This is a genomic window from Rhodanobacter sp. Root627 (genome assembly GCF_001427835.1).
In the GTDB taxonomy this organism is placed as follows: Bacteria; Pseudomonadota; Gammaproteobacteria; order Xanthomonadales; family Rhodanobacteraceae; genus Rhodanobacter; species Rhodanobacter ginsenosidimutans.
Window position 1 is genome coordinate 363052 of record NZ_LMGW01000002.1, and the last position, 25154, is coordinate 388205.

20 protein-coding genes are annotated in these 25154 nt (G+C 63.7%); 12 read left to right on the top strand and 8 right to left on the bottom strand.

What is annotated here, in order from left to right; genetic code table 11:
• Positions 1–37: 37 nt before the first annotated feature.
• Positions 38–691, bottom strand: coding sequence for an RIO1 family regulatory kinase/ATPase (locus ASD68_RS08995; RefSeq protein ID WP_235578699.1), 654 nt, complete (start codon positions 689–691; stop codon positions 38–40).
• 96 nt (positions 692–787) lie between these two features.
• On the opposite strand from ASD68_RS08995, the gene ASD68_RS09000 reads away from it, so the two are divergent.
• Positions 788–1270, top strand: a complete 483-nt coding sequence (locus ASD68_RS09000) for a DUF456 domain-containing protein (RefSeq protein WP_056081907.1) — start codon at positions 788–790, stop codon at positions 1268–1270.
• Positions 1271–1276: 6 nt separating this feature from the next.
• Here the strand turns inward: ASD68_RS09000 and ASD68_RS09005 are convergent, their stop codons facing one another.
• Both ASD68_RS09005 and ASD68_RS09010 read right to left on the bottom strand, forming a co-directional pair.
• A complete protein-coding gene (locus tag ASD68_RS09005; RefSeq protein ID WP_056605903.1) occupies positions 1277–1948 on the bottom strand; it encodes a hemolysin III family protein in 672 nt (223 codons plus the stop codon).
• Between the two features lie 355 nt (positions 1949–2303).
• Positions 2304–2669, bottom strand: coding sequence for a hypothetical protein (locus ASD68_RS09010; protein WP_235577600.1), 366 nt, complete (start codon positions 2667–2669; stop codon positions 2304–2306).
• 140 nt (positions 2670–2809) lie between these two features.
• Here ASD68_RS09010 and pncA point away from each other — a divergent pair, with 140 nt between their 5' ends.
• The gene (pncA, locus tag ASD68_RS09015) at positions 2810–3439 is read left to right on the top strand and encodes a bifunctional nicotinamidase/pyrazinamidase (protein WP_056605905.1); all 630 of its coding nucleotides are present in this window, start codon (positions 2810–2812) and stop codon (positions 3437–3439) included.
• Positions 3440–3458: 19 nt separating this feature from the next.
• Here the strand turns inward: pncA and ASD68_RS09020 are convergent, their stop codons facing one another.
• Together ASD68_RS09020 and ASD68_RS09025 are read right to left on the bottom strand one after the other, a co-directional pair.
• Positions 3459–3647, bottom strand: a complete 189-nt coding sequence (locus ASD68_RS09020; RefSeq protein WP_056607429.1) for a CPXCG motif-containing cysteine-rich protein — start codon at positions 3645–3647, stop codon at positions 3459–3461.
• A gap of 27 nt (positions 3648–3674) precedes the next feature.
• Entirely contained in the window at positions 3675–4157 is a 483-nt protein-coding gene (locus tag ASD68_RS09025) for a PIN domain-containing protein (RefSeq protein WP_056605909.1), read from the bottom strand.
• A gap of 62 nt (positions 4158–4219) precedes the next feature.
• Here ASD68_RS09025 and ASD68_RS09030 point away from each other — a divergent pair, with 62 nt between their 5' ends.
• Positions 4220–4477: a hypothetical protein gene (locus tag ASD68_RS09030; RefSeq protein ID WP_056081917.1), complete on the top strand. Its 258-nt coding sequence runs from the start codon at positions 4220–4222 to the stop codon at positions 4475–4477.
• Positions 4478–4555: 78 nt separating this feature from the next.
• On the opposite strand, the gene ASD68_RS09035 is transcribed toward ASD68_RS09030, so the two are convergent.
• From ASD68_RS09035 to ASD68_RS09045, 3 genes are all read right to left on the bottom strand, one after another.
• Positions 4556–5944 (bottom strand): sugar porter family MFS transporter, encoded by a 1389-nt coding sequence (locus tag ASD68_RS09035; protein WP_056081920.1) that lies wholly within the window; start codon positions 5942–5944, stop codon positions 4556–4558.
• A gap of 122 nt (positions 5945–6066) precedes the next feature.
• The gene (locus tag ASD68_RS09040; RefSeq protein ID WP_056605912.1) at positions 6067–8649 is read right to left on the bottom strand and encodes an exo 1,3/1,4-beta-D-glucan glucohydrolase; all 2583 of its coding nucleotides are present in this window, start codon (positions 8647–8649) and stop codon (positions 6067–6069) included.
• Between the two features lie 146 nt (positions 8650–8795).
• Positions 8796–9815: a LacI family DNA-binding transcriptional regulator gene (locus tag ASD68_RS09045; protein ID WP_056605914.1), complete on the bottom strand. Its 1020-nt coding sequence runs from the start codon at positions 9813–9815 to the stop codon at positions 8796–8798.
• 736 nt (positions 9816–10551) lie between these two features.
• Here ASD68_RS09045 and ASD68_RS09050 point away from each other — a divergent pair.
• The 9 genes from ASD68_RS09050 to ASD68_RS09090 all read left to right on the top strand — a co-directional run bounded on the left by ASD68_RS09050 (position 10552) and on the right by ASD68_RS09090 (position 25148).
• Entirely contained in the window at positions 10552–13677 is a 3126-nt protein-coding gene (locus ASD68_RS09050; protein WP_235578700.1) for a TonB-dependent receptor, read from the top strand.
• Between the two features lie 130 nt (positions 13678–13807).
• Positions 13808–14557 (top strand): SapC family protein, encoded by a 750-nt coding sequence (locus ASD68_RS09055; protein WP_056605918.1) that lies wholly within the window; start codon positions 13808–13810, stop codon positions 14555–14557.
• A 5-nt stretch (positions 14558–14562) separates the two neighbouring features.
• Positions 14563–15585, top strand: a complete 1023-nt coding sequence (locus ASD68_RS09060; protein WP_056605920.1) for a cupin-like domain-containing protein — start codon at positions 14563–14565, stop codon at positions 15583–15585.
• 124 nt (positions 15586–15709) lie between these two features.
• Positions 15710–17224: a tryptophan halogenase family protein gene (locus ASD68_RS09065; protein WP_056081935.1), complete on the top strand. Its 1515-nt coding sequence runs from the start codon at positions 15710–15712 to the stop codon at positions 17222–17224.
• Between the two features lie 285 nt (positions 17225–17509).
• The gene (locus tag ASD68_RS09070; RefSeq protein WP_056081937.1) at positions 17510–18205 is read left to right on the top strand and encodes a DUF6445 family protein; all 696 of its coding nucleotides are present in this window, start codon (positions 17510–17512) and stop codon (positions 18203–18205) included.
• A 223-nt stretch (positions 18206–18428) separates the two neighbouring features.
• Positions 18429–19094 carry a response regulator gene (locus ASD68_RS09075; protein WP_056081941.1) on the top strand — a complete coding sequence of 222 codons (666 nt, stop codon included), beginning with the start codon at positions 18429–18431 and terminating at the stop codon, positions 19092–19094.
• Positions 19091–20497, top strand: a complete 1407-nt coding sequence (locus ASD68_RS09080; protein WP_056605925.1) for an ATP-binding protein — start codon at positions 19091–19093, stop codon at positions 20495–20497. Before ASD68_RS09075 ends, ASD68_RS09080 begins: the two co-directional genes overlap by 4 nt.
• Before the next feature lie 180 nt (positions 20498–20677).
• On the top strand, positions 20678–23278 hold the full coding sequence (locus ASD68_RS09085; protein WP_056605926.1) for a glycosyltransferase family 2 protein: 2601 nt from the start codon (positions 20678–20680) through the stop codon (positions 23276–23278).
• Positions 23279–23375: 97 nt separating this feature from the next.
• Positions 23376–25148 carry an autotransporter assembly complex family protein gene (locus ASD68_RS09090; RefSeq protein WP_056605927.1) on the top strand — a complete coding sequence of 591 codons (1773 nt, stop codon included), beginning with the start codon at positions 23376–23378 and terminating at the stop codon, positions 25146–25148.
• Positions 25149–25154: the final 6 nt, after the last annotated feature.

Sequence of the window (25154 nt, forward strand, 5' to 3'; positions counted from 1 at the left end):
ACCGCCTGTCGGCAAGCGGGAGACGCATGCAAACGGGTCACTCGCGCACGCGACCTTTCCCTTCGTTGTCCCAGTAGCCGAAAAGACGGCGCGCAATCAGCTTGTACAGGCGCTTTCCCGTGGCGCGCCACAAACGCGAATGCGGCGCGGGGGTGTTCAGGATCGCGCGCTGGCGAGTGCTCAACGCCTGCGGGCAATACGTACGCTTGTGTTTGAGCAGGTGGCGCAGGTCTTCCCGCGCCAGGATTCGATAAAGCGCGCCGCGGCGACCGCGCGTCCAGGCAATCTGGAAATCCACCAGCGCGGGGCTGCCGTCCTCGCTCACCAGCCAGTTGGGCTCCTTTGCCAGATCGTTGTGCACCACGCCACGACGGTGCAATTGCGACAGCAACAACAACCCCTGGCGGTAATAGTCGCGATCGGTCGGCCGTGCCTGCTGCATCGGCGCGCCGGGAATGTAGCTGCGCAACAACACCGCACCGTCCCAGCCGAGCAATCGCGGTACACCGGCCACGTCGGCAAGCCGCACCAGCGCCCGTGCCTCCCGCGCTGCCGCGCGACGCGCCAGCGGTCGCGCCCACCAGCGGGCGGCCCGAATGTCGCGCCGTATCACCGACACACCCTCGTGCACCGCCATCTCGATACGACCCAGTTCATCGGCTTTGAGTACAGTGGCCTCGGGAATGTTCAAGCTGACCTCGTCGACACGCGCATCGGCCCATGATGGCGCATCGTTGATGAAGGTTGCGGACTATCGCGCCGCATGAATCCGGCAGGGGGAGCTTCGATGGAACTGGCGTTGTACGTTCTGGCCGCCGCATTGATCGTCGGTGGACTGCTCGGCTCGATCCTGCCCGTGCTGCCGGGTATTCCGATGGTGTTCGGCGGCATCTGGCTGGCCGCGGCGGTCGACGGCTACCGACATCTTGGCGTGTGGTGGCTGGTGGTCATCGGCGCGCTCGGCGTTGCCGGCATCGCGGTCGATTTCGTCGCCAGCACGCTGGGCGCCAAACGCGTCGGCGCCAGCCGGCGGGCGTTGTGGGGTGCGGCGCTGGGTACGGTCGTCGGCATGTTTTTCGGTATCCCGGGGTTGCTGATCGGCCCCTTCGCCGGCGCGCTGATCGGCGAACTTGCCTCGGGCAACAGCGTGCTGCGGGCCACGCATGTAGGTGTCGGCACCTGGCTTGGCCTGCTGTTCGGCACGCTCGTCAAGCTGGTGATTTCGTTCGTGATGGTGGGGTTGTTCGGGTTGGCCCTGCTGTTCGGTTGAGCCGGGTCAGGCCACCGCATCCGGAATCACGTACAGCACCACCGCCAGAAAATGCAGCACGCTGCCGGCCAGCACGAAGACGTGCCACAAGGCGTGGTGATACGGCAGCCGCCGCCACAGGTAGAACGGCACGCCCAAGGTGTAGGCCAGGCCACCGCCGAGCAGCAGCAGCGTGCCGCCCAGCTGCAGGTGCTCGCTCAACGGTTTGAACGCCACCACGCCGATCCAGCCCATGCCCACATACAACACCACCGCCCACCGGTGATAGCGCTTGAGCAGGCCCAGCTCCAGCACGCTGCCCAGCAACGCCAGCGCCCACACCGCGGCAAACAGGCGCCAGCCCCAGGGATCGGGCATGGCGATCAGGGTGAACGGCGTATACGTGCCGGCAATCAGCAGATAGATCGCAATATGGTCGAGCGCCCGCAGCGTGGGTTTGGCGGAGGCGAGCGGGATCGAGTGATAAAGCGTGGACGCGGTGTACAGCAACACCAGCGTCGCGCCATAGACCGCACTGGCCACCACCACCCGGATATCACCGTGCAAGGAGGCGAAAGCCACCAGGATGGCCAGCCCCGCGATACTGAGCACGATGCCCACGCCGTGGATGATGCTGGCAGCCAGTTCATCACCGAAGCTGTAGCCGGTGTCGGTAGCGATGCGGGAGAAGGTGGGCATGGCGGCAAGAATACTGGAGCCGGATGCGAAGCGGAGATCCGCCCTGCCGGGCTTTCATGCGCGACGTCCCGGAATCGGCGTTTGCGCCCGATGCTCCGCTGCGGCGCGGGGCAAGTCCGCCAGGGACCAAAGCCGACAGACGGCGGGCAGAGGGCTGGAATGTGCGCAAAGTCTCAGGATCTTCGCGGATAAACACCGTTTTTACAGTATTTGAACGCTCGTTCGATATTCCTTAGGCGACACTAACTGTCGTGGATGCTTCAACCTCCCCGCATCCGCTTTCCCCGCCCCATGCGGGGATTTTTTTGTGCGCCGAAAGTCCGGCTCGCGATGGCGACCAAGCCACCAGGCATCGTCATTTGCTGCGGCGAAAATGACCGAGACCACCGTGCGGCGACAACAGCCACCCCATGGCTATGCCGACCCCCACGCCAAGGAATTCGCACAGCACCCGAAGGCCGATGCCGTCCGGGTCATGCACCATCGCCAACTTGGCCTTGAGCAACTGCAACGATTGCAGCTGGGCGTAATTGAAATAGAACAGATTCCACAGATCGCCACTGACCGTCAGCACCGCCGCCGACAGAAAGGTCCAGCCGATCTGCGGGCCGTAGCTCCATCCGTTGCGGCGACCCAACCAGTGGAAAAACCCAAACAGGAGCATGGCAGCCAGGGCGGCAATCGCGCCGGCCTGCAAACCACCGACGATGCCATAGCCCATCCACGTTTGGTCATACTGCATTTCGGCTCCGTTTGAGTGATTGGCTGCCGCATTATGCCTGCCGGTTCACGCACCCATCGGCCAAACCAGGGCTCAAGCTAGAATCCGTGATTGTGTCCAACCATGCGACGAAACCCTTCATGCCTGCCGATACCGCGCTGATCGTGGTGGATGTGCAGCCGGACTTCATGCCCGGCGGCGCGTTGGCGTGCCACCAGGGCGACGCCATCGTGCCGGGCATCGATCGACTGCTCCGTCATGGCCGCTATCGCCACGTGGTGGCCACCCAGGATTGGCACCCTTCGGGACACGCTTCCTTCGCCAGCTCGCATCCGGGCACCGAGGCGTTCGGCCAGATCCTGCTGCATGGCCAGCCGCAGACACTGTGGCCGGATCATTGCGTGCAGGGTACGCCGGGCGCCGCGCTGCATCCGGGCATCGACTGGTCGGCCGTCGATGCGGTGATCCGCAAGGGCAGTCATCGCGAGGTCGACTCCTACAGCGGGTTTCGCGAAAACCACGGCCCGCAAGGCGAACGCCCCAGTACGGGGCTGGCCGGCTGGCTGCGCGACCGTGGCGTCACCGAAGTGCACGTCTGCGGGCTGGCGCGCGACGTGTGCGTGTTGTGGACCGCACAGGACGCGGTCGCGCTGGGATTCCGTGCCAGCCTGCTGTGGGATCTCAGCCGCCCGGTCACCCCGCAGAGCGATGACGTCACGCGCGACGCGCTGCACGCCGGCGGCATCGCCGTTATCGGCACGACGTACTGAACGGCGCGCTGCCGTTCGTTCAGGCGTCGTTTTCGCCGCTGGCGTGGACGCTCGGCACGCCCTCCTCGTCCACGCTCACATCCAGCGTGATCGGCCGGCAACAGACCTGGCAATCCTCGATATAGCGCTGATGGGGAACCGAGGCATCGAGAAAAATATCGATCGGCTCGCCGCAATACGGGCAGTCGATGGTGTGGGGAACGAGCATCGGCACATCTCTCCGGCTTGGGTGCAGTTACGACACGCGATCGGTCGCACGAGGCGACGGTTCAACCAGCGACCACGCCTGCGGCTGCAGGATCGCAAACCGGCAGTCGCGCTGGGCGCGGCTGGCCAGCTTCAGCAATTCCTTGTCCTTGCTGAGCAGCCACCTTGCTCCCGTTTCCAGGGCCAGTTCCAGAAACTTCTGGTCGTCGGGATCGGCGCAGCGCGGCAACGGCAGCGCCACCGCATCCGTCAGCGGTGCAGGCGCAAGGTGGTTCAAGGCGTCGAAGGCGGCCACCAGCGCCGGCCGGGAAGTGTCATCCACCGGCAAGCCGGGATAGTGCAGCACGCGCAGCCATTCATCGCGGCAATCCGGCCGGGTCATGGCGTGTACCGCGCCGCGCTGCAGTGCGTCGTGCAACGGCATGCAGGCGGGGTCGCGGAACACCAGCAGGTCCAGACACACATTGGTATCCAGCACGATGCGCGGCACGGAACAGTCATCACCAATCATCCTTCCATGATGACGCACTGGCGGCGCGCTATACACTGCGGGTTTTCATCGGGACAGGAACCATGGCCGAACGCGAGTTCCCCAACTTCACGGTACGCTCGGGCGCCACGCTGGAAGGCTCGCGCTATACCGCCTACCTCGCGGTGACGCCGAGCAAGAACGGCTTTCCTGTCTATTACGCGATCTGCGAAAACCGCAGTTTCCGGGCAAGTGATGTGGCGGAAGCCGCCGCCGCCAAGGCGCTCACCGACATGCTGGGCCTGGAGGACGACGGTACGCCGGTCTTCCCCGAGGATTACACCGGGTTTGATGACGAGTAGCTGACGCGACCGGACGGCTGACAGCAAGAGGCCCCGCATGCGGGGCCTCTGCCGTTTCAATAATGATGCGCCGTGTACTTACTGGCCGATGTCACGCAGCGGCTTGCCGGACATCAGGTTGCGCTCGATCTGCTCCAGCGTGACGTTCTTGGTTTCCGGGATCAGGAAGAACGTGATCAGGATGAACACCACGTTCAGCGCGCCATACAGCCAGAACGTGGCCGCGTTGCCGATGCCGTTGAGCAAGGTCAGGAACGTGGCGCCCACGATCATGTTGGCGACCCAGTTGGTGAAGGTCGAGGCGCCGATACCGAAATCGCGGCCCTTCAGCGGCTGCACTTCCGAGCACAGCGTCCAGATCAGCGGACCGGCCGACATCGCGAAGCCCACGATGAACACCAGCAGCATGGCCACGGTGAAGATCTGCTCGCCATGCGTGGTGATGCCCAGATGCATCATCGTGCCGACCAGACCCAGGCCAATCGCCATCACGCTGAAACCCGCATACAGGATCGGCTTGCGGCCGAGTCGATCCACGAAGCCGATCGCGATGAACGTAGCCAGCATGTTGGTCAGGCCCACCGCGGCGGTAAACCACATCTGCGCCGCGGTGGCATAGCCCATGTCCTGGAAAATGCGCGGCGCGTAGTACATCACCACGTTGATACCGGTCAGCTGCTGGACCACCTGCAGCAACACGCCCAGGCCCACCGAGCGGCGGAAATTGCGGTTTTCGAGGAACAGGTGCCAGCCCTTCTGCGGCGTCTTCAGCTGTTCTTCGATGTCGGCCACTTCGTTGCTGACATGCTCGGCATCACCACGCAGCTTCTGCAGCACGTCGGTTGCCGCCTGCTTGCGTCCGCGCATCATCAGCCAGCGCGGGCTTTCCGGCAGGAAAAACAGGCCAAGCAGAAACAGGACGCCGGGGATCGCGATGATGCCCAGCATCCAGCGCCAGTTGCCGGTGTAGCTGAAGGCCGTGTCGGACAGGAACGCCACCAGGATGCCGGTGGTGATCATCAGCTGGTATAGCGAGATCATCGCGCCGCGGATGTTCTCCGGCGCCACTTCGGCCAGATACAGCGGTGCGGTGAAGGTGGCCACGCCGATGGCGAGGCCCAGGATCACGCGTGCCGCGATCAGCGTCTCCGGCGACCATGCGCCACCGCTGAGCAGCGAGCCGGCCACGAACATCACGGCGGCCAGGATCAGCGACCGTTTGCGCCCCAGCGTGGAGGACATCCAGCCCGCACCCAGCGCGCCGATCGCCGCGCCCAGCATCATCGAGCTGACGATCCACTCGATCATGTGGTCGTCGATCAGGAATTCCTTCTGGATGAATTGGGTGGCGCCCGAAATCACGCCGATGTCCAGGCCAAACATCAGCCCGGCCAGCGCGGCGAGCACGCAGGTAAACACCACGGTGGTTTTTGGACGCGCAGTAACCGGTTCAGCGATAGCGTTCATGTCATTCCCCGTATTCGATAAACGTTCGACTTCTATGGATTGTTGTTATGCAGGCGGCAGACAGACCTGCCGCTGCGGTCGAGCGGAAAAAGTCGCGCGCCCCGCACGCGCGACCGGATATTTCAATGGGTGGGGCAAGCTACCAGCTTGTCCACGTCCGTACCCAATGCCACCCGGGCAATCGACAGCGTGGCCTTGGCCGCGCTCTGCAGGCGGAACGGCACATCGATCCGCGTCATGTCCGCTCCGGCCTCGCGGAAGCACTTCAGCGGGACGCCAACGCGCAGCCATTCGCCCTTGGGCAAGGTCGCCAGCGTGGCATCCAGCGGTACGCTGGCGCCACACTTGGCACCGCAAGCGACGGCAAGGCTGACCTTGCCCGGAGCCAGCGCATCCACCTTCATGGTGGTCACCAGCAAAACGTCGCCATTGGTCTGGCGATCCTGATCCAGCTTCGATGCCGCATGCAGTGCCACCGAAGCGGCGCCAGCGCCGGACCACTCGACACGGCGGGCGTCTTCCTGCGCCTGGTAGTCGATGGCCGTGAGGCGAATGCTGCCGTCGCGCGAACGTGCCGGTGCGACAACCTCGTCGAGGGTGGCGCCATCGGCCCCCGTCAATTGCAGCGTCAGCCCGGTGACAGGCTTGCCCCGCTGCAGGTAAAGACCCGGTGCAACAGCACTGTTCTTGACGCCGGAAACTTCCGACAACGTGCCGAGCGTGTCCTTGTCCTTGTAGGTCAGGCCATAACCGAACGCGAACTGCGGGTTGTAGTTTTTCTGGCCCACGTTGAGCGGCGTCTGCACGGCCGTACGCGGCCACGAATACGCCAGCTTGCCGTGGAAATCATGGTTGATCGCGCCGGCTGCGGTGCGCAGGATCACGTCGGCCACGCCGCCGCCCTCGGAACCGGGCAACCATGCCGCCACGAACGCGTTGGACGCGTTGATTTCGGGGTTCACCCACAACGGCCGCCCGGACAGGAACACCGATACCACCGGAATCCCTTGCGCGCGCAGGCGCTTGATCATGTCCAGGTTGCTGCTGTCGCCAGGCGAGAACAACAGGTTGGGGATGTCGCCCTGGAATTCGGCGTACGGATTCTCGCCGTAGACCACGATGGCAACGTCGGGCTTCTGGGTGTACTTGCCGTCCACCGACAACTGCGCCGTACCACCGGCGGCCACAACCTGCTCGTGGATGCCACCCCAGATGGATTGGCCATTCGGGAAATCGGCGTTGGTGGTGCCGGTGCCCTGCCAGGTCAAGGTCCAGCCACCGGACTGCTTGGGAATGTTGTCCGCGCCATCGCCGGCCACCAGGATCCGCTGCTTCGGGTTCAGCGGCAGGATGCCGTTGTGGTTTTTCAGCAGCACCAGCGTTTCACGAACCGCGCGCCGTGCGATGGCACGATGCTCCGGGCTGCCCAGGGCATAGGACGGGTTGTTCGAAATCTGCGACGACGGCGAACCCTTGTCGAACAGGCCCAGGCGCATCTTTACGCGCAGGATGCGGGATACCGCGTCATCCAGCCGCGACATCGGAATCACCCCGGACTTCACTTCCGCCAGCGTGTTCTTGTACAGCCCGCGCCAGCTGTCCGGCGCCATGAACATGTCCATGCCGGCATTGATCGCCTGCGGGCAATCCTCATTGGTGCAGCCGGGCACCTGGCCGTGGCCATTCCAGTCGCCAACGACGAAGCCCTGAAAATCCATGCGTCCCTTCAGCACATCGGTCAGCAGGCCCTTGTGGCCGGACATCTTCTCGCCGTTCCAGCTGGAGAACGACGCCATGACGGTCTGCACGCCGGCGGCGATGGCCGGCGGGTAGCCGGCGGAGGCCACGTCGCGCAGGTTCTCCTCGCTGACTTCGGCGTCGCCCTGGTCCTTGCCGTCCTTGGTGCTGCCGTCGCCCACGAAATGCTTGGCCGACGCAATAACATGCGCATTGTCGAGGAAGTCGGCACTACCCGGCTTGCCCTGCAAGCCTTCGACCACGGCGGCGGCATAGCTCGCCACCACGGCCGGATCTTCCGAATAACCCTCGAACGCACGGCCCCAACGATCATCCTGCGGCACGGTGAGCGTGGGCGCGAACGTCCAGTTGATGCCCGTCGCACGCGCCTCCTCGGCGGTGGCGGCGGCGATTTCGGCAACCAGCGCGGGATCGCGCATGGCGCCCAGCGCGGAGTTCTGCGGGAAGATCGTGGCGCCGACCACATCGTTGTGGCCATGCACGGCGTCCACGCCGAACAGCACGGGTATCCCCAGGCCACCGTCGGAGGTGTCGACGGACGCGTGATAGAACGCGTCAGACAATTCCAGCCAGGCCTGGCCGCCGGACAGCTTGCCGCCGGGCTTGGAGTTGCCCCCCGCCAGGATCGAGCCCAGCCGGTACTTGCGCACCTCGTCCGGGGTAACGCTGGCGATGTCGGCCTGGATGATCTGGCCTACCTTGTCTTCGTCCGACATTTTGGCCAGCAGGCTTTTCACGCGCTGTTCCAGCGCCGCATCGTGCGCGAACGGCCACTTCACCCTGGGCCATGCGTCCGGGTGCACTACGGCCGAGTGCACCCCATCGGTCGGTGTGGGCTTGACGTCCGCGCTGCAGGCGCTGGCCACGGTGAAAGCGCAGACCAGCGCTCCTGCCGTCGTGAAAGCCCGTTTGATCGACACCCGTCGATCACGAAAGACAAGCTGCATGGTGACTCTCCCCAGCTGTGCGCCATGGCGTGATTGCCACACGACCTCGTATCCGTTCGAGTATTTGCCGAATGTGACAGCGCTGTCAATCAACCGCGGCGGCGCAACGCGTTCCAAAAAAACGCCCGGGCGAATCCTCCCTCGCGTCAGGGGCGCACGCGTCTGGGCGCCGCCCCCGTGGACTGTCGCAGGCGCAACGTATACGGCACCGACACCATCTGGCCCGGCTTCCCACTCTTGATGGTGCGAAGCAATTGCATCGCAGCGATCCGCCCCATGTCCTGACTGGGTTGACGCACCGTGGTCAGCGCGGGCCATACCTGGCGCGCAAGCGGGATGTCATCGAAGCCGCAAACGGAAAGGTCCTTCGGCACCTTGAGCCCCCGTTCGGCCGCCGCCCAGAGGATGCCCGCGGCCGTGTCGTCATTGGCGCCGAAAATCGCCGTGGGCCGGTGTTCCAGCCCAAACAGGCGACGCGCTCCCGCCACGCCCGAATCGAAAGAGAACCGGCCTTCGACAACCAGTTCCGGATCGTAGGCAAGGTGCGCCTGCTCAAGGCCGTCACGATAGCCGCGCAAGCGCCACACGTTGCCACCATGCGTCGGGTGCCCGGTGATGTGGGCAATCCGCCGATGCCCCAGCGACGCGAGATGCAGCACCATTTCGCAGGACGCCGAACGCTCGTCCAGCGTGGCACCCACACCTTCGGTGTAGTTTTTGGGCGAGATGCTCGCCCAGGGGACATTGCGGGTGCGAAGCATATCCAGCAACGCCGGATGGTCGCAGATAGGTGGCGTCAACAGCAGGCCGTCCGGCCTGAACTGCGATATCAACACGTCCACCCTCTCGACGAAATCGGGTGCGCCCGATACGAGCGGCCGAACCATCATGCTGTACTGATGCGCGTCACAAGCCTCCAGCGCCCCCTGCTGAACTTCCATGACGTAATGGGGTGACGGGTTGTCGTACAACAAGGCAACCAGGAACGCCCGGTTGCTGGCGAGACTGCGCGCGGACGGATTGGGGCGATACCCAAGCATCTCCACGGCCGCAAGAATGCGCTCGCGCATTTCATTCCGGACGTTCGGCTCATTGTTGAGCACGCGCGAAACCGTCTTCGGGGATACCCCGGCTTCCCGCGCCACGTCCTCGATGCGCGCCCTCATCGGCAACCTCCCCTGGTATCCATCAATGAAATGCCCCTTCCCCTGGGTTCAACCGAGGCTGCCGGCATAACCATTTGGCATATGCATATATCAGCCCGGCATCTTCCCCTGTTTGACGCTGCCATGCGGATTCCCGAAGGCCATATTACGAAAAATTGACAGCGCTGTCACACTCATGTACACCGTCGCTACAGAAGCGCTTTCGCGGGGAACTCACCGGAAATGGGTCATCGCTATTCCGCACATCCCGTTGCACGAGAGGCAACGATTGCCGCCAGTTCCGACAACATCGGCGCTGGCGTTTCGCGTGTCCTGATCACTGACGTGACAGCGCTGGACAGGGCATGTGGGCTGTGATAAAGATGTTAACGCTAACATCAGCTGCACTCGCCATCCGTCCAACGCACATATGCGTTCGGTGGGCGAGTCAACGGGACAAAGGGTGCCCACAGGCGTCCGACTGAGGTTGTTCGGGGAGTCCGAGGGAGGCAGAAAAGGCGGACCAGCGTCCGCAGGCGTTTCGGGGATGGAAACGTCTATTGGTCAACCAGCAGTCACCTGAATGCCGGACCGGAATTCGGTGGCGCGAACTTGGTTGAAGGCCATGAAGTGGGTGGACCCACAACGTGGATAAGAAACTTCGCACGCACCATTGTTTGCTATTGAGTTCAATTAATTGGAAGGGGAGTGCACACGAATGAACCACAACAAGTTTAAGCACCTCAGGTCGAAGGTGATGTTCACCATCGTCGGTGGTGCCGTCATCATCAACCCGCTCTACGCGCAGGACACGCAGCCGGCCGCACCGGCAGCGCAGACGGCGGGTACGCACAACGATCCGACCACGCTGCAGACCGTGACGGTCAGCGGCGTGCGTAACAGTCTCGAACAGTCGATGAACATCAAGCGTTACGCCATCGGCGGTGTCGATGCGGTCAGCGCCGAAGACATCGGCAAGATGCCGGACACCAACCTGGCCGAATCGCTGCAGCGCATCACCGGCGTGTCGATCGACCGCCGCAACGGCGAAGGCTCGCAGGTCACCGTGCGTGGCTTCGGCCCGGACTTCAACCTCATCACCATCGACGGCCGCACCGTTCCTGGCGCGGACGCCTTCGGTGCCGCCGGCCAGGTTCCGATCGGCGGCGTCAACGGCGGTACGCGTTCGTTCAACTTCGCCCAGCTGTCGCCCAACGGTGTCAGCTCGCTGGAGGTCTACAAGACCGGTCGTGCCGACGTCGCCAGCGGCGGTATTGGTGCCACCATCGACATCCGGACCGATCGCCCGTTCAACCATGAAGGCGGCAAGCTCATCGGTTCGGTCGGTTCGAAGGCCACGCTCGACAAGTCGCAGCCGTTCGATACCAGCATCACGCCGGAATTCTCGGGCAACTTCAGCTACGCGAACCCGGACAAGACCTGGGGTATCGGTCTCGACGCCAGCTTCGCCAAGCGTCACGGCGGCGCGGTGGAAGCGACCGAGAACAACTGGGCCATCCAGCCCTGGACTGGTTTCGCCAACGGCTTCAATTTCGACCCCACCAAGGGTGCCGTCACCAACGTCACCAACGCACCGGCTATCGGCCAGCTCTACGGCATGCCGAACGACGTTCGTTATGCGGTCAACGACTTCGAGAGCAAGCGCACGAACGCTCATGCCGTGCTGCAGCTTGCTCCGGTCGACGGCCTGACCATGACGTTGGACTACCTGTATTCCCGGTACGATCTCACCTCCAACCGCGGTGAGCAGTCGATGTGGCTGCAGCAGCAGCACTTCAGCGACGTGACGTTCGACACCAGCGGCGCTGTGGCTACGCCGACGTACATTCGCGATGTCGTGCAGACCAAAGACTTCGGCATGGAGCAGCAGCACAACGCCCAGAGGTACAAGCTGGACGATATCGGCTTCAATACCGAGTGGCAGGCCACCGACAGCCTCAAGCTGACGCTTGATCTGCACGATGCGAAGAGCCAGAGCGTACCCAATGACGGGCTTACCGGTGGCGGCGCCACGGCTGTAGGCCTCGCGGGCACCAACAATTGCGCGACCGGCCCGCAGTGCGGCGGCTCGTGGGCGCAGGAATACCATTTCAACAACAGCCTGCCCATTGCCACCCGCACCTGGTACCCGACCACGGACTCCACCGGTCCTGGCCTGGTCAACCAGCCGTTCGGCGTCAACAATCTCGGCATCCAGCCCGTGCGCATCGACGCGCAATCGCAGAAGACCGAAGTCAAGGAAGCGAAGTTCGGCGGTGAGCTGGAGTTCGACAACGGTCGGTTCCAGTTCGGTGCCGACATCATGAAGACCAAGCTGCATCGCACCCAGGCGGCCCAGAACTATCAAGCGATGGGCGACTGGAGCGTGAATGACGCTGGCGCATATCCGGACCTGGCAGATAGTCTCGTTCACCAGGTCAACACGGCCGGCCTGTTCAATGACTTCAACACCAACGGTATCGCGCAGAGCACCTGGATCGGCAACGCCGACGACCTGGCCAAGTTTGCGGTCAGCCAGTACCCGGGCACCAACTACATGGTCAGGGAGACCCTGGCGGCCGACAACACCGTGGTCGAGAACACGAAGGCTGCGTACGCACAGCTCGTGCTGGAAGGCCAGTTGGGCGACCTGCCGACCACCACGCGTTTCGGCATGCGCTACGAGCAGACCGACGTGAGCTCCAAAACGCAGCTCGCGTTGCCGAGCGGCATTCTCTGGTTGTCCAACAACGACTTCCAGAACCCGTCCGGCGCAACTGTGCAGCCCATCACCGGAAGCGGCAGCTACAGCAACCTGCTGCCTAACGTCGACTTCAGCATCGACTTCACCGACGCGCTGCAGGGCCGCGCTTCGTACAGCAAGACCCTTGCACGTTCGCCGTACAGCAACCTGTACGCGGGCTCCACCGTAGGCAACCCGAGCGGCTCCATCCTGGTCAACCCCTCGTCGCAGGCTACCGGTGCCAGCAACAACCCGGGCCTGAAGCCGCTCGAATCAGACAACCTGGACCTCGGCCTGGGCTGGTACTTCGCCAAGTCGAGCTACGTGTCGGTAACGTTCTGGGACAAGCGCGTCAGCAACTTCATCGGCACCACGGTGTCGGACGGAAGCCTGTACGACCAGCGTGACCCGACCTCGGGCCCGCGTGCTCTGCAGGCCCAGGCTTTCCTGGGAAGCGCACAGTGTGCAGCTCAGGTAGGGGCGCCATGCGCAATCAACGACACGACCCTGTTCGACGCGATCTCGTTGATCGACCTTCAGGGGTCGACCAATAAGTGGAACGGCGGTCTGGCCGATTTCAACGGCACCGACGCCCAGAACCTGGATCTGGAATCCAGCCACGACGTCACCGCCAACCCGGACGACCCGCTGTACATGTACAAAATCTCCAAGCAGGCCAACGTGCACAGCGCCATGCTGCACGGTTGGGAGCTTGGTGGTCAGTACTTCCTCGGCGATACCGGCTTCGGCATCCTGGCGAACTACACCAAGGTCGACGGCGACGTTCACTACAAAAATGGTGGCAACCCGAGCGTCGATCAGTTCGCGCTGCTCGGCCTCAGTGACAGCGCCAACGCCGTGCTGATGTACGAGAAGTACAACTTCTCCGTACGACTGGCCTACAACTGGCGTGCCTCGTTCCTGACGGCAGCCTCTGCCACCAACCCGACCTACGTCGCTCAGTACCACCAGACCGACCTGAGCGTGAACTACGACTTGAACGATCACCTGTCGTTCCAGTTCGAAGGCATCAACCTGACCGGCGAAGACGTGCGCTGGTATGGACGTACAGGCAAGCAGTTCGTGCGAGTGGTCGACCAGGATCCGCGTTACGGGCTTGGTGTCCGCTACAAGTTCTGATTGCGTCAGTAGGGTAAAAAACGGGGGCCACTGCTTGCAGTGGCCCCTTTTTTTGTGCCGCCTGCGGTAAGATCAAATGCTGACAACGATTCAAAATAAGTGTGCAAAAGCAATTCCTTGGGGGAGCCGAATGGCACGTTACGAAATGCTCAACAATGTGGCGCACAAGGGTTTGCGCGTTGCCACCCGCTTTGGGGCGTCCTACGGGGATGACATCGGCATGGTGCCGGCCTACCCCACTGAATATGCCGAGCTGGTGCGCGAATATCCGATCTTCTTCCGCAAGAACGAGGACGGTGAATACCAGTCGGTGGTGCTTCTTGGTTTCGGCGTCAACGAGAATCTTTTTCTCGACGGTGAACAGTGGAAAGCGACCTATTTGCCCGCTCACATTGCACGGGGTCCTTTCCTGATTGGTTTTCAGGAGCAGAACATCGACGGCGAATTGCGCCGCGAAGCTGTGATCAGCGTTGATCTGGACCACCCGCGCGTCAACTTCGAAGAAGGCGAAGCGGTGTTTCTTCCCCAGGGTGGCAACAGCCCGTACCTCGAACACGTCACCAGCATGCTGCGCGGCATTCGAGACGGCGTGGAAGGCGGCAAGGCCATGTACGCGGCCTTCGATTCCCTTGATCTGATCCAGCCCCTCACGCTTGATATCAAGTTCGACAACGAGCACGGCGCCAACGTCACTGGCCTGCTCGGCATCGACCGCGAACGACTGGCCGCCCTGGACGCGGAATCGCTGCATTCACTGCATCGCTCGGGTTATCTCGAGGGCGCCTACCTGGTGTTGGCCTCGATGCACAACATGCGCCGGCTGATGGCTGAAAAGCAGCGCCGCCTGAGCCAGGAGACAGTCGCCGCCAACGCGGGTTGATTGCCATGAGGGAACCAGTTGCCAGCGTCCGCGAGCGATCGGATGTTCGCGCCGACGCGCTTCCCGTCGACGAATTGCTCGAAGCAGGACAACCCGTTGTACTGCGCGGACTGGTGCGTGATTGGCAGCTGACCCAGGCGGGACAGCGCTCGACGAGCGACGTCATGGCCTGCCTGGCCCGTTTTTACAATCAGCGGCCAATCCAATACTCCTACGGCGCGCCCGATATCGCCGGGCGCGTGTTCTACAACGACGACTTCACCGCCATCAACTGCCAGGTGATGCGCGGTACGCTTACCGAACTCATTGACGAGATCGGCGCACATCTCGATGACCCGCAGCCGCCTACCTGGTACATGGCCTCGGCGCCGGTCGACGCCTTGCTGCCGGGCCTGCGCGATACCGACGATCTGAATTTCGCGGCCAGCGGTATCGATGCTCCGCCGCGCATCTGGATCGGCAACCGCACCATCGCCTCGGCACACTACGACGCGATGAACAATATCGCCTGCAACGCCGTAGGGCGCCGTCGATTCACGCTGTTCCCGCCGGAGCAGATCAAGAACCTGTATCCCGGGCCGCTGGAACCGACCCCGGGGGGCCAGGCGGTCAGCGTCGTCGATTTTGCCGCGCCCGATTTCGGGAAGTATCCGCGTTTTCGTGAAGCCCTTGCCTCGGCGCAACGCGTCGAGCTGGAGCCGGGTGACGCCATATTCATTCCGAACATGTGGTGGCACCATGTTGAAGGGCTCGAGCCATTCAACGTGCTGGTGAACTACTGGTGGAGCAGCGTGCCCCACTATGTGCCGACACCCATGCACGCGCTTTACCACGCGCTGTGGGCCATCCGCGACCGTCCTGAGGAGGAGAAACGCGCCTGGCGCGAGGTCTTCGATTATTACGTTTTCGGACCGTCCGAGCGTGCCGGCGAGCACCTGCCCGAAGGCGCACGCGGCGCGCTGGGGCCGCTCGACGAAACCAGTATCCGGCGGCTGCGCGCCATGCTGATCGACCGGCTCAACCGATGAACGCCATCGATGTTGACGGACGCTTCAAACCGCCCTAGAGCGGGCGCGGCAAAACGTCCCAAGTAATACGGATCCCTGCAAAAGCGGGGGAAAATGCAGTACGACCAAATGGGGAGGGGTAGACGTGGGCAACAACAGAATTCGCAAGGTGGTTATTGCCGGTGGCGGCACGGCGGGATGGATCGCGGCAAGCGCGCTGGCGTATCAGCTGAAGGACCAGATCGAGCTGACGCTGGTGGAATCGTCCAAGATCGCCACCGTCGGTGTGGGCGAAGCCACCGTGCCACCGGTTCGCAACTTCCACCGGTTCATGAACATCGACGAGCAGGAATTCCTGCGCGCGGTAGCCGGCACGTTCAAGCTGGCCATCTCGTTCGAAAACTTCGTCCGGCCAGGCCATCGCTACATCCATCCCTTCGGCAACACGGGCAAGGGAACACTGGTCGCCGGGTTCCAGCAGTACTGGCTGGAGAGCGTGCGCCGTGGCATGAAGTCGGATCTGGGCAATTTCAGCCTGGAAGCGATGGCTGCGCTGGAGGACAAGTTCGCGCTGACCGAAAACCCGGAGATCAACTACGCGTACCACATGGATGCTGCGCTCTACGTCGATTTCCTGCGCAAGAAATTCGAGCGTTACGGGATCAACCGGATCGAGGGCATGATCAAGGAAGTGCGCCAGAATCCCGATAGCGGCTACGTCGAGGCGCTGGTGCTGGACGATGGCCAGGTGATTGAAGGTGACCTGTTCATCGATTGCACCGGCTTCCGCGGCCTGTTGATCGAACAGACGCTGAAAACCGGTTACGAGGACTGGAACCACTGGCTGCCCTGCGACCGCGCGATTGCGGTGCAGACCCAGTCGGTCGATCCGTCGCCGGTGCCGTATACGCGCGCCATCGCCCATGAAGCGGGCTGGCGCTGGCACATCCCGGTGCAGCATCGCGTTGGTTGCGGGCTGGTATACGACAGCCGTTACATGTCCGACGACGAGGCGCGCGCCAAGTTGCTGCACGATGTCGGTGCCGAGCCGGTCAGGGATCCGTGGCAGGTGAAGTTCCGCACCGGCCGCCGGCTCAAGGCCTGGAACAAGAACGTGGTGGCGTTGGGCCTGGCCAGCGGCTTCATCGAGCCGCTGGAATCGACGAGCATCCACCTGGCGATGAGCGCGGTGATGCTGCTGGTTGAGCTGTTCCCGTCCGAAGGTATCCCGGATTCGCTGGTCAAGCGTTACAACGACGTTTGCCGTGGCGAACTGGAACATGTGCGCGACTTCATCACCCTGCACTATCACGCCAACCAGCGCGAAGAAAAGATGTGGAAGGACTGCCGCGAGATGACCTTGCCGGATTCCCTCCAGATCCGCATCGATGCCTGGCGTGACCGCGCGCATGTCTGGAAGGATCAGGGAGAACTGTTCGCAACCACCTCGTGGATGCACGTCTTGCTGGGCCAGGAAATCATGCCGAACCAGCATCACCCGGTAACGCGAGAGATATCCGACGCCGACCTGCGCCGCCTGCTCGACAGTATCCGCGGGCCGATCGATCGCACGCTGCCTCTGCTGCCCTTGCAGCAGGAGTTCATCGATCGCTACTGCAAGTCGCCGGATGGTATCTGGGACATGCACCGGTTGGGCTGAGAGGCTGGTTTTTTCAACCGCTCAACCCGCGGCCACGGCAACGCAAGGGCATGGCGGGGGTATGGCGAGGGCATGGCGAGGGCATGGATGCCCGAGTTGAGGCAACGCATGGAACAGTTGCCCGATGCCCGAGTTGAGGCAACGCATGGAGCAGTTGCCCGATGCTCGAGCGCGGATGGATCGCGCAAGTAACGAAATCGCGTGAACGCGTTCGGGCACGCACCGACGCGCCATGGAAAAAAGCCACGGAAAGTGGCTTTTTTCACAAACTCCGGGACCTTCATCATGCTGATCGAACGCCATGCCAACATGCGCATCGAGAAACGCACCTTCGGCAACGAAGGTGCGGTCCTGCTGGTCATCGACCATCTTGTCGCTGACCCCGAACGTCTGGTCCGCAAGGCCGCGCGGCGTCCCTTCGATCTCCGGAGCAACTACTTTCCGGGCCCGCGTACGCGGGCTCCGGCCATGTATTCGCCTTTTCTCGAGTCGGTGCTCAATCCGCTGTTGCCCGAGCATTTCGGGATGCAGCCCGGGCGCTTCAAATTCTCGATGTGCCATTACTCGCTGGTGGCCACGCCTCCGCAGGAACTGAAGTTCCTGCAACGGGTACCGCATATCGATTCGACCGGCAGCGACGGATTGGCAACCGTGCATTACCTGTTTCACGGCCATTGGGGTGGCACCGCGTTCTACCGCCACCGCCAGACCGGTTTCGAGTCCATCGACGATGCGCGCAAGGAAACCTATTTCCGTCAGCTTGAAACGGAAAGTCAGGGCGCCGACGCCCCGGCTCCCGGCTATATCAATGGCGACACCGCGCTGTTCGAGCAGACCGCCAAGGCCGATGCCGTGTTCAACCGCATGCTGGTCTACCGGCGCAATTCGCTGCACTCGGCATGCATCGAGAATCACGACATTCCACCACCCGATCCGGTATTGGGACGACTGTCGATCAACAGCTTCATCGACGTGATTTAGAGCAGCACGGCACAGCCGCGCCGCTCCATCAATGGCGACACCTGGACGCGGGCGAACGCACGGCCAATCCGACAGACAACGCGTTAGGCAATATTGAACAAACCCCAGGCGCAGGCTCGCTCCGCGCACTTTTAAGCCCTTCGTAAGCGAAGCCCGGGATAATCCGGCGACATGTCATGCTTGCCGCGGATCGGTTCGCGGACCTGACCTCGAAGGGAACACCGTGCACATCATTCTGGTGGAAGACGATACCCAGCTCGGCACCGCCATTGCGCGGGCGCTGGAACGTCTGGCCTATACCGTCACCTGGCTGCGTGACGGCCGCGAGGCGCTGAGCGCGCTGCGCGACCAGACCGCCGACCTGGTATTGCTGGACCTTGGCCTGCCCGGCAAGGACGGCATGGAGGTACTGACCGAAGCGCGCCGCAGCCACGTCACCACGCCGGTGATGGTGATGACGGCGCGCGACAGGCTGGATGACCGGGTTGCCGGCCTCGATGCCGGTGCCGACGATTACCTGGTCAAACCGTTCCACCTGGACGAGTTGGCGGCACGCATCCGCTCGTTGACCCGGCGCGCGCAAGGGCTGGCGGCAAACCGCATCGAGGCCGGCGCGCTGAGCCTCGACCTCGGCACGTCCGAGGTGAGCTTTCGTGGCGAAAGGGTGGAACTGACCAAACGCGAATTCGCCCTGCTGCAGATCCTGATGGAGCGCGCCGGACGGCTGGTGCGCCGCGAGAGCCTGGAGAATTCGCTGTACGGGCTGGACAACATCGTCGGCAGCAGCGCGCTGGAAGTCCTGGTGCACACGCTGCGTCGCAAGCTCAGCTTCGACACCATCCAGACCGTACGCGGCTTCGGTTACATGATTCCGCGCGAACCCAAATGACATCGACCAGCCCACGAAAAGCCGCGAGCCTGCACGGCCGACTGCGGCTGTTGATCATCCTCGTGTTGCTGGCCGTGCTGTTGCCGCTGGGCGTATTCAGCTTCCAGCGCACAATCACCGAGGTGGACGAGCTTTCCGACGGCCGGCTGGCGCAATCGGCACGTACCCTGCAGGTGCTGATCGAACACGCCGGCCTGTCCGCGCTGCAGGGCCGCGATGCCGCCGGCATGCTGGTGCCGATCGAGGTCAGCCAGGCCCAACAGCCCCGGCAACACCGAACCTACGAATCCGAAGTGGGCTTCCAGGTATTCGATCATGCCGGCCGCACCGTGCTGGCCACCACGAACATCGCGACCCTGCCACCACCGAACGATACCGACGCCGATTTCCGTGACGTGCGCCAGGGCAGCTATCGATGGCGCATATTCACCCTGCGCGACGACGTCGACAACGTGGTGATCCGCACCGGCGAGCGCTACGACAGCCGCAACGACATCATGCATGCGGTATGGCTGGAGCACAGCCTGCCGCTGCTGATCGGCCTGCCCTTGCTGGCCTGGTTGGTGGGTTGGGCGGTAAAACGCGGGCTGCGCCCACTGGAAACCCTGACCCGTGAACTCTCGACCCGGGAACCGGGCAGCCATGCACCGGTCCGCCTGCCCGCCGCGCCGCAGGAATTGCAGCCCGTACTCACCGCGCTGAACGGGCAACTGGCGCGGCTGGAGGATGCGCTGGAACGCGAACGCCGTTTCAGCGCCGACGTGGCGCATGAACTGCGCACGCCGCTGGCCAGTGCCATGATCAACCTCGAAAGCGCCATGATCGCCACCGATCCGGCGGAACTCAAAACCGGCCTGGGCAGCGCCCAGCACGGTCTCGCGCGGCTGGCGCGGCGAATCGAACAGCTGCTGGCGCTGGCCCGACTGGAAGCCGGCGCGGCATCGGGCCAGCGCAACAACGTCGACCTGGTCGCCGTGGCGATGGACGTGATCGAGGAGCTGTCGGCCGTGATCGCCGACAGCGGCGTGGATCTCAGCTTTGCGCGGCTGACCCCGCAGGTGCCCGTGCAAGGCTACGAGGCCGCGCTCACGGCGCTGCTGCGCAACCTGGTCGAGAACGCGCTGCGCCACGTTCCGCGCGGTGGCCAGGTGCAACTGGCGATCGAGCAGGGCCAGGGCATGGCGCTGATCGACGTCATCGACGATGGCCCCGGCATCCCGGCCGAACGCCGCGCCAGCGTGTTCGCCCGCTTCCATCGCGAAGCCGGCAGCCACGGCGACGGCTTCGGACTGGGCCTGTCGATCGTGCAGCGCGCCGCCCAGTTGCACGGCGCCACCATCGAATTGCTCGACTCGCCCTATGGCAGCGGCCTGCGCGTCCACGTGGCGATTCCGCAACAGTAGCCTTGCCGCCATGGTCACTGCCGAAAGTGGAGCTGCGACGATCTCGACCGGCGGGAAAAGCGCCATCGCCTGACCTGCCGCTGACCACCATCGACGATCTTTATTGAGCCCGATGCCATCCATTGGTTAAGCTCCGTGGGCTTTATCGCCTGTTGCGCAGGCTTTCCCCGGGGTTTCTCTTTGAGCGCCAACGCAGCAAAGCAGCACAGCCGGTTTCCGTTGCTCTCCGCCGTGGTGCTGGCGCTGATCGTGGCGTCAATGAATATCGGGCTGTGGTGGTGTGGCAACCTGCCGCACGGGCCGGAGGATTGGCATGGCAAGATCGGCGGCTTCGCGCTGTCGGCCTTCCAGCGCTACCAGAGCCCGCTGAAGAGCGATTTCCCCAGCGATGAGGAGATCGACAGCGACCTCAAGCTGGTCAGCAAGTACACCTCGCGCGTACGCACCTACTCGATGCTGCAGAACCCGCAGGTGCCGCGGCTGGCCGAGCGCGAGGGGCTGAAGGTGATGGCCGGTGCCTGGATCGACCGGCGGCTGGACAACAACGAGAAGGAAATCGAAACCCTGATCGCCCAGGCCCGGCACTACCCGGGCACGGTCAACCGGGTGATCGTGGGCAACGAGGTGCTGTTGCGCAACGACATCAGCCCCGAGCAACTGATGACCTATCTCGATCGCGTGCGCGCCGCGCTGCATCAGCCAGTGTCGACCGCCGAGCCGTGGCACATCTGGGAGGAATATCCCGAACTGGTGCAGCACGTCGACTTCATCACCGTGCACCTGTTCCCCTACTGGAACGGCATCGACCGCAAGGATGCGCTGGCCGACGCGCTGTCGCGCTACAACCATCTGCGCCAGCTGTATCCGAACAAGCCGGTGGTGGTGGGCGAAATCGGCTGGCCGTCCAACGGCGACCGTTTCCAGTACGCCACGCCGTCGGTGTCGAACGAGGCGATCTTCCTGCGCCAGTGGTTCAACGCGGCGCGCGAGCAGCACATCGACTACTACGTGATGGAAGCGTTCGACCAGCCGTGGAAGGAAGGCCTGGGCGAAGGCCGCACCGGCGCGTACTGGGGCATGTTCAATGCCGACCGGCAGCTGAAATTCCCGTTCACCGGCCCGGTCACCGAGGACACCGCCTGGCCGTGGAAGGCGCTGGCCGCCAGCCTGCTGGCGCTGCTGCCGATGATCCTGTTCGCGCGCCGCTTCAGCCGCTTCAAGCTGATGGGGCGGCTGTTCTTCTGCATGCTGATCCAGCTCGCCTGCGGCTTGATCACCTGGTCGGCCACGCTGCCATTCAACTTCTATCTCAGTTGGGTCGACTGGACCATGCTGGTGCTGTTGTTCCCGGCGCAGATCGCGATCCTGGCGATCCTGCTGATCAACGGCTTCGAGTTCACCGAGGTGCTGTGGCGACGGAAGTGGATGCGCCATGCCGGCATGCTGCGGCCCGACCCGCCGGAAAGGCAGCCGTTCGTGTCGATCCACCTGGCCTGCTACAACGAGCCGCCGGAGATGGTGATCGTCACCCTCGATTCGCTGGCCGCGCTGGATTACGCCAACTTCGAAGTGCTGGTGATCGACAACAACACCAAGAACCCGGACGTATGGAAACCGGTGCAGGCGTACTGCGAGAAGCTGGGCAAGCGCTTCCGCTTCTTCCACCTGGAGCCGTGGCCCGGTTACAAGGCCGGCGCGCTGAACTTCGGCCTGAAGGAAACCGACCCGGCCGCCGACGTGGTGGCGGTGATCGACGCCGACTACGAAGTGCGCCCCGACTGGCTGGCCACGCTCACCGGTTATTTCCATGACCCGAAGGTGGCGGTGGTGCAGTGCCCGCAGGCGCACCGCGAGTTCGAGAACAACACCTTCCGCCGCATGACCGCGTGGGAATACGACGGCTTCTTCCGCATCGGCATGCATCATCGCAACGAGCGCAACGCGATCATCCAGCATGGCACCATGACGATGGTCCGGCGCAACGCGCTGGAAGGCACCGGCGGCTGGTCGGAGTGGACCATCTGCGAAGACGCCGAGCTGGGCCTGCGCCTGATGCACGCCGGCTACGAGCTGGTTTACGTCGACGAATTGATGGGCAAGGGCCTGACCCCGGCCGACTTCAAGGCGTACAAGAGCCAGCGCTATCGCTGGGCGTTCGGCGCCATGCAGATCCTCAAGGGTCGCTGGAACTGGATGACCCAACGCGGCCCGCTCACGGCCGGCCAGCGCTTCCACTTCCTCACCGGCTGGTTCAGCTGGTTTGCCGATGCGCTGCACCTGATCTTCACCCTGATGGCGATTTTCTGGACCGCCGGCATGGTGGCGTTCCCGCAGTTGTTCAGCCTGCCGATGCAGCTGTTCCTGATCCCGGTGATCGGTTTCTTCTTCGCCAAGGCGATCTTCGGCATCGTGCTGTACCGCGCCCGCGTGCCGTGCGGCTGGTACGACACCTTGATGGCGTCGCTGGCCAGCATGGGGCTCTCGCATGCGATCGCCCGCGGCATCCTGCACGGACTGACGCGCGAGAAGACATCGTTCGTGGTGACCGCCAAGAGCCGCCGGCTGGGTGAATCGGGCTTCGCCGCGTTCGCACCGGTACGCGAGGAACTGCTGATGGCGATCGCGCTGGTGCTGTGCGTGATCGGCATGGCCACGGGCTTCGGCACGCGCTACATCGAGGGCACGTTGTGGATCTTCATCCTCAGCGCGCAGTCGATCCCGTACTTCTCGGCGGTGATTGGCGCGTGGATCGCGCACAAGGCCGGCGACAAGGCCGGTTGATCCGGCATCGCCAGTATCCGGATGGGCGCCAGGTTCATACGACGCCCACGCGCGCTTCGGTAAGCTGCCCTCACGTTCCTGAAGGTTGCCATCGCGGATGCGCCGAATGTTCCGACGCCTGAGTCTCCTGCTGCCGCTGTGGCTGGTGCCGCTGCTGGCACAGGCAAACGTGCAGTTGGTCGTCGATGGCGTGAACGATCCCCTGCGCAACGCGGTGGTGGCGGCGGTGGATCTTTCGCAGTACGCCACGCGCGACGTCAGCGATGCGCAGGTGCGGCGACTGGTGGAGCGCGCGCCGGAGCAGGTGCGCACCGCGCTGGAGCCTTACGGTTATTACGATGCCACCGTCACCAGCGATCTCCTGCCGCGCGGCAACGACTGGCTGGTGACGCTGCACGTGAAGCCGGGCGAGCCGGTGAAAGTCACGGCGGTGGAACTGCAATTGGATGACACCGCTTCGCGCATCGGTTCGATCCGCCGCGCGCGGCGCGTGATCGAACGATTGCAGGGCCAGGTGCTGAACCACGGCGTGTACGACGCCGCGCGCGATGACCTCTCGGCGGAATTGACCGCCCAGGGTTTCCTCGACGCACGCCTGCTCACCCATCGCGTGGAGGTGCGCCGTGCGGATCGCAGCGCGGTGATCAAGCTGGCCTGGCAGGCGGGCCCGCGCTACCGCTACGGCAAGGTGCGCTTCGAGGGCTCGCAGTTCAACGAAGGCTTTCTGGACCGCTACGTGCCGTTCAAATCCGGCGATTATTTCGAACAGAACGAATTGCTGGCACTGCAACAGGCGTTGAACGGTGCCGATTATTTCTCGGTGGTCAACGTGCTGCCCGATGTGGACGAAGCCCACGCCGGCGTGGTCGATGTCACCGTGCAGCTTGTGCCGGCCAAGCGCACGATCTACACCGGCGGCCCGTTCATCGGCACCGACACGGGCTTCGGCATGCGCGGCGGCATGGAGCGTCGCTGGGTCAACCGGCGCGGTCACAAGTGGAAGAACGAACTGGTGGTGGCGCAACGGCTGAAAACGCTGTCCACCCTGTATTCCATTCCCCTGCCCGGCCCCAACCAGCGCAGCTACAACTTCGGCGCCAATTTCCGCGATGCCGATACCACCACCTCGCAATCGCGCACGCTGGAGCTGGTGGGCAACGAGACGCGGCAATGGCACGGCTGGGTGCGCACCCTCGGCGTACATGCGCTGTCGGGCACGTTCACCGTGGGCAAGCGCGGCAACGAGCCGGACAACACCCCCGGCATCGACCACGGCCGCAGCACGCTGGTGTTCGGCGAGGCGTCGCTGTCGCGCAAGAAGGCCGACAACGCCACCTTCGTGCGGCACGGCTGGGCGGTCAACCTGGCCGCGCGCAGCACCGTGGGCACGCTGCTTTCCAATGCCAGCTTCAGCCAGTTCACCGCCGACGCCAAATGGATTCGCGCCTTCGGCGAACGCAGCCGCAACCGGCTGATCCTGCGCGGCAGCGCCGGCATCACCCGAACCAGCGACTTCTCCGCGCTGCCGCCGCAGCTGCGCTTCTTTGCCGGTGGCGACCGCTCCGTGCGTGGCTACGGCTTCCAGTCGATCGGCCCGCGCAACGGCGCCGGCCGCGTGGTTGGCGGGCGCAACCTGCTGGTCGCCAGCACGGAGATGGAGCACTACTTCACCCGTCGATGGGGCATGGCCGCCTTCGTCGACGCGGGCAATGCGTTCACCGGCACCGACTACCGACCGCGCATCGGCGCAGGCCTGGGCGTCCGTTGGCTGAGCCCGGTGGGCATGATCCGCGTCGACGTCGGCACGCCGATCCACGACGCGAATGCCCACGGTATCGAATTGCACCTGGTGATCGGGCCGGATCTGTGACCACGC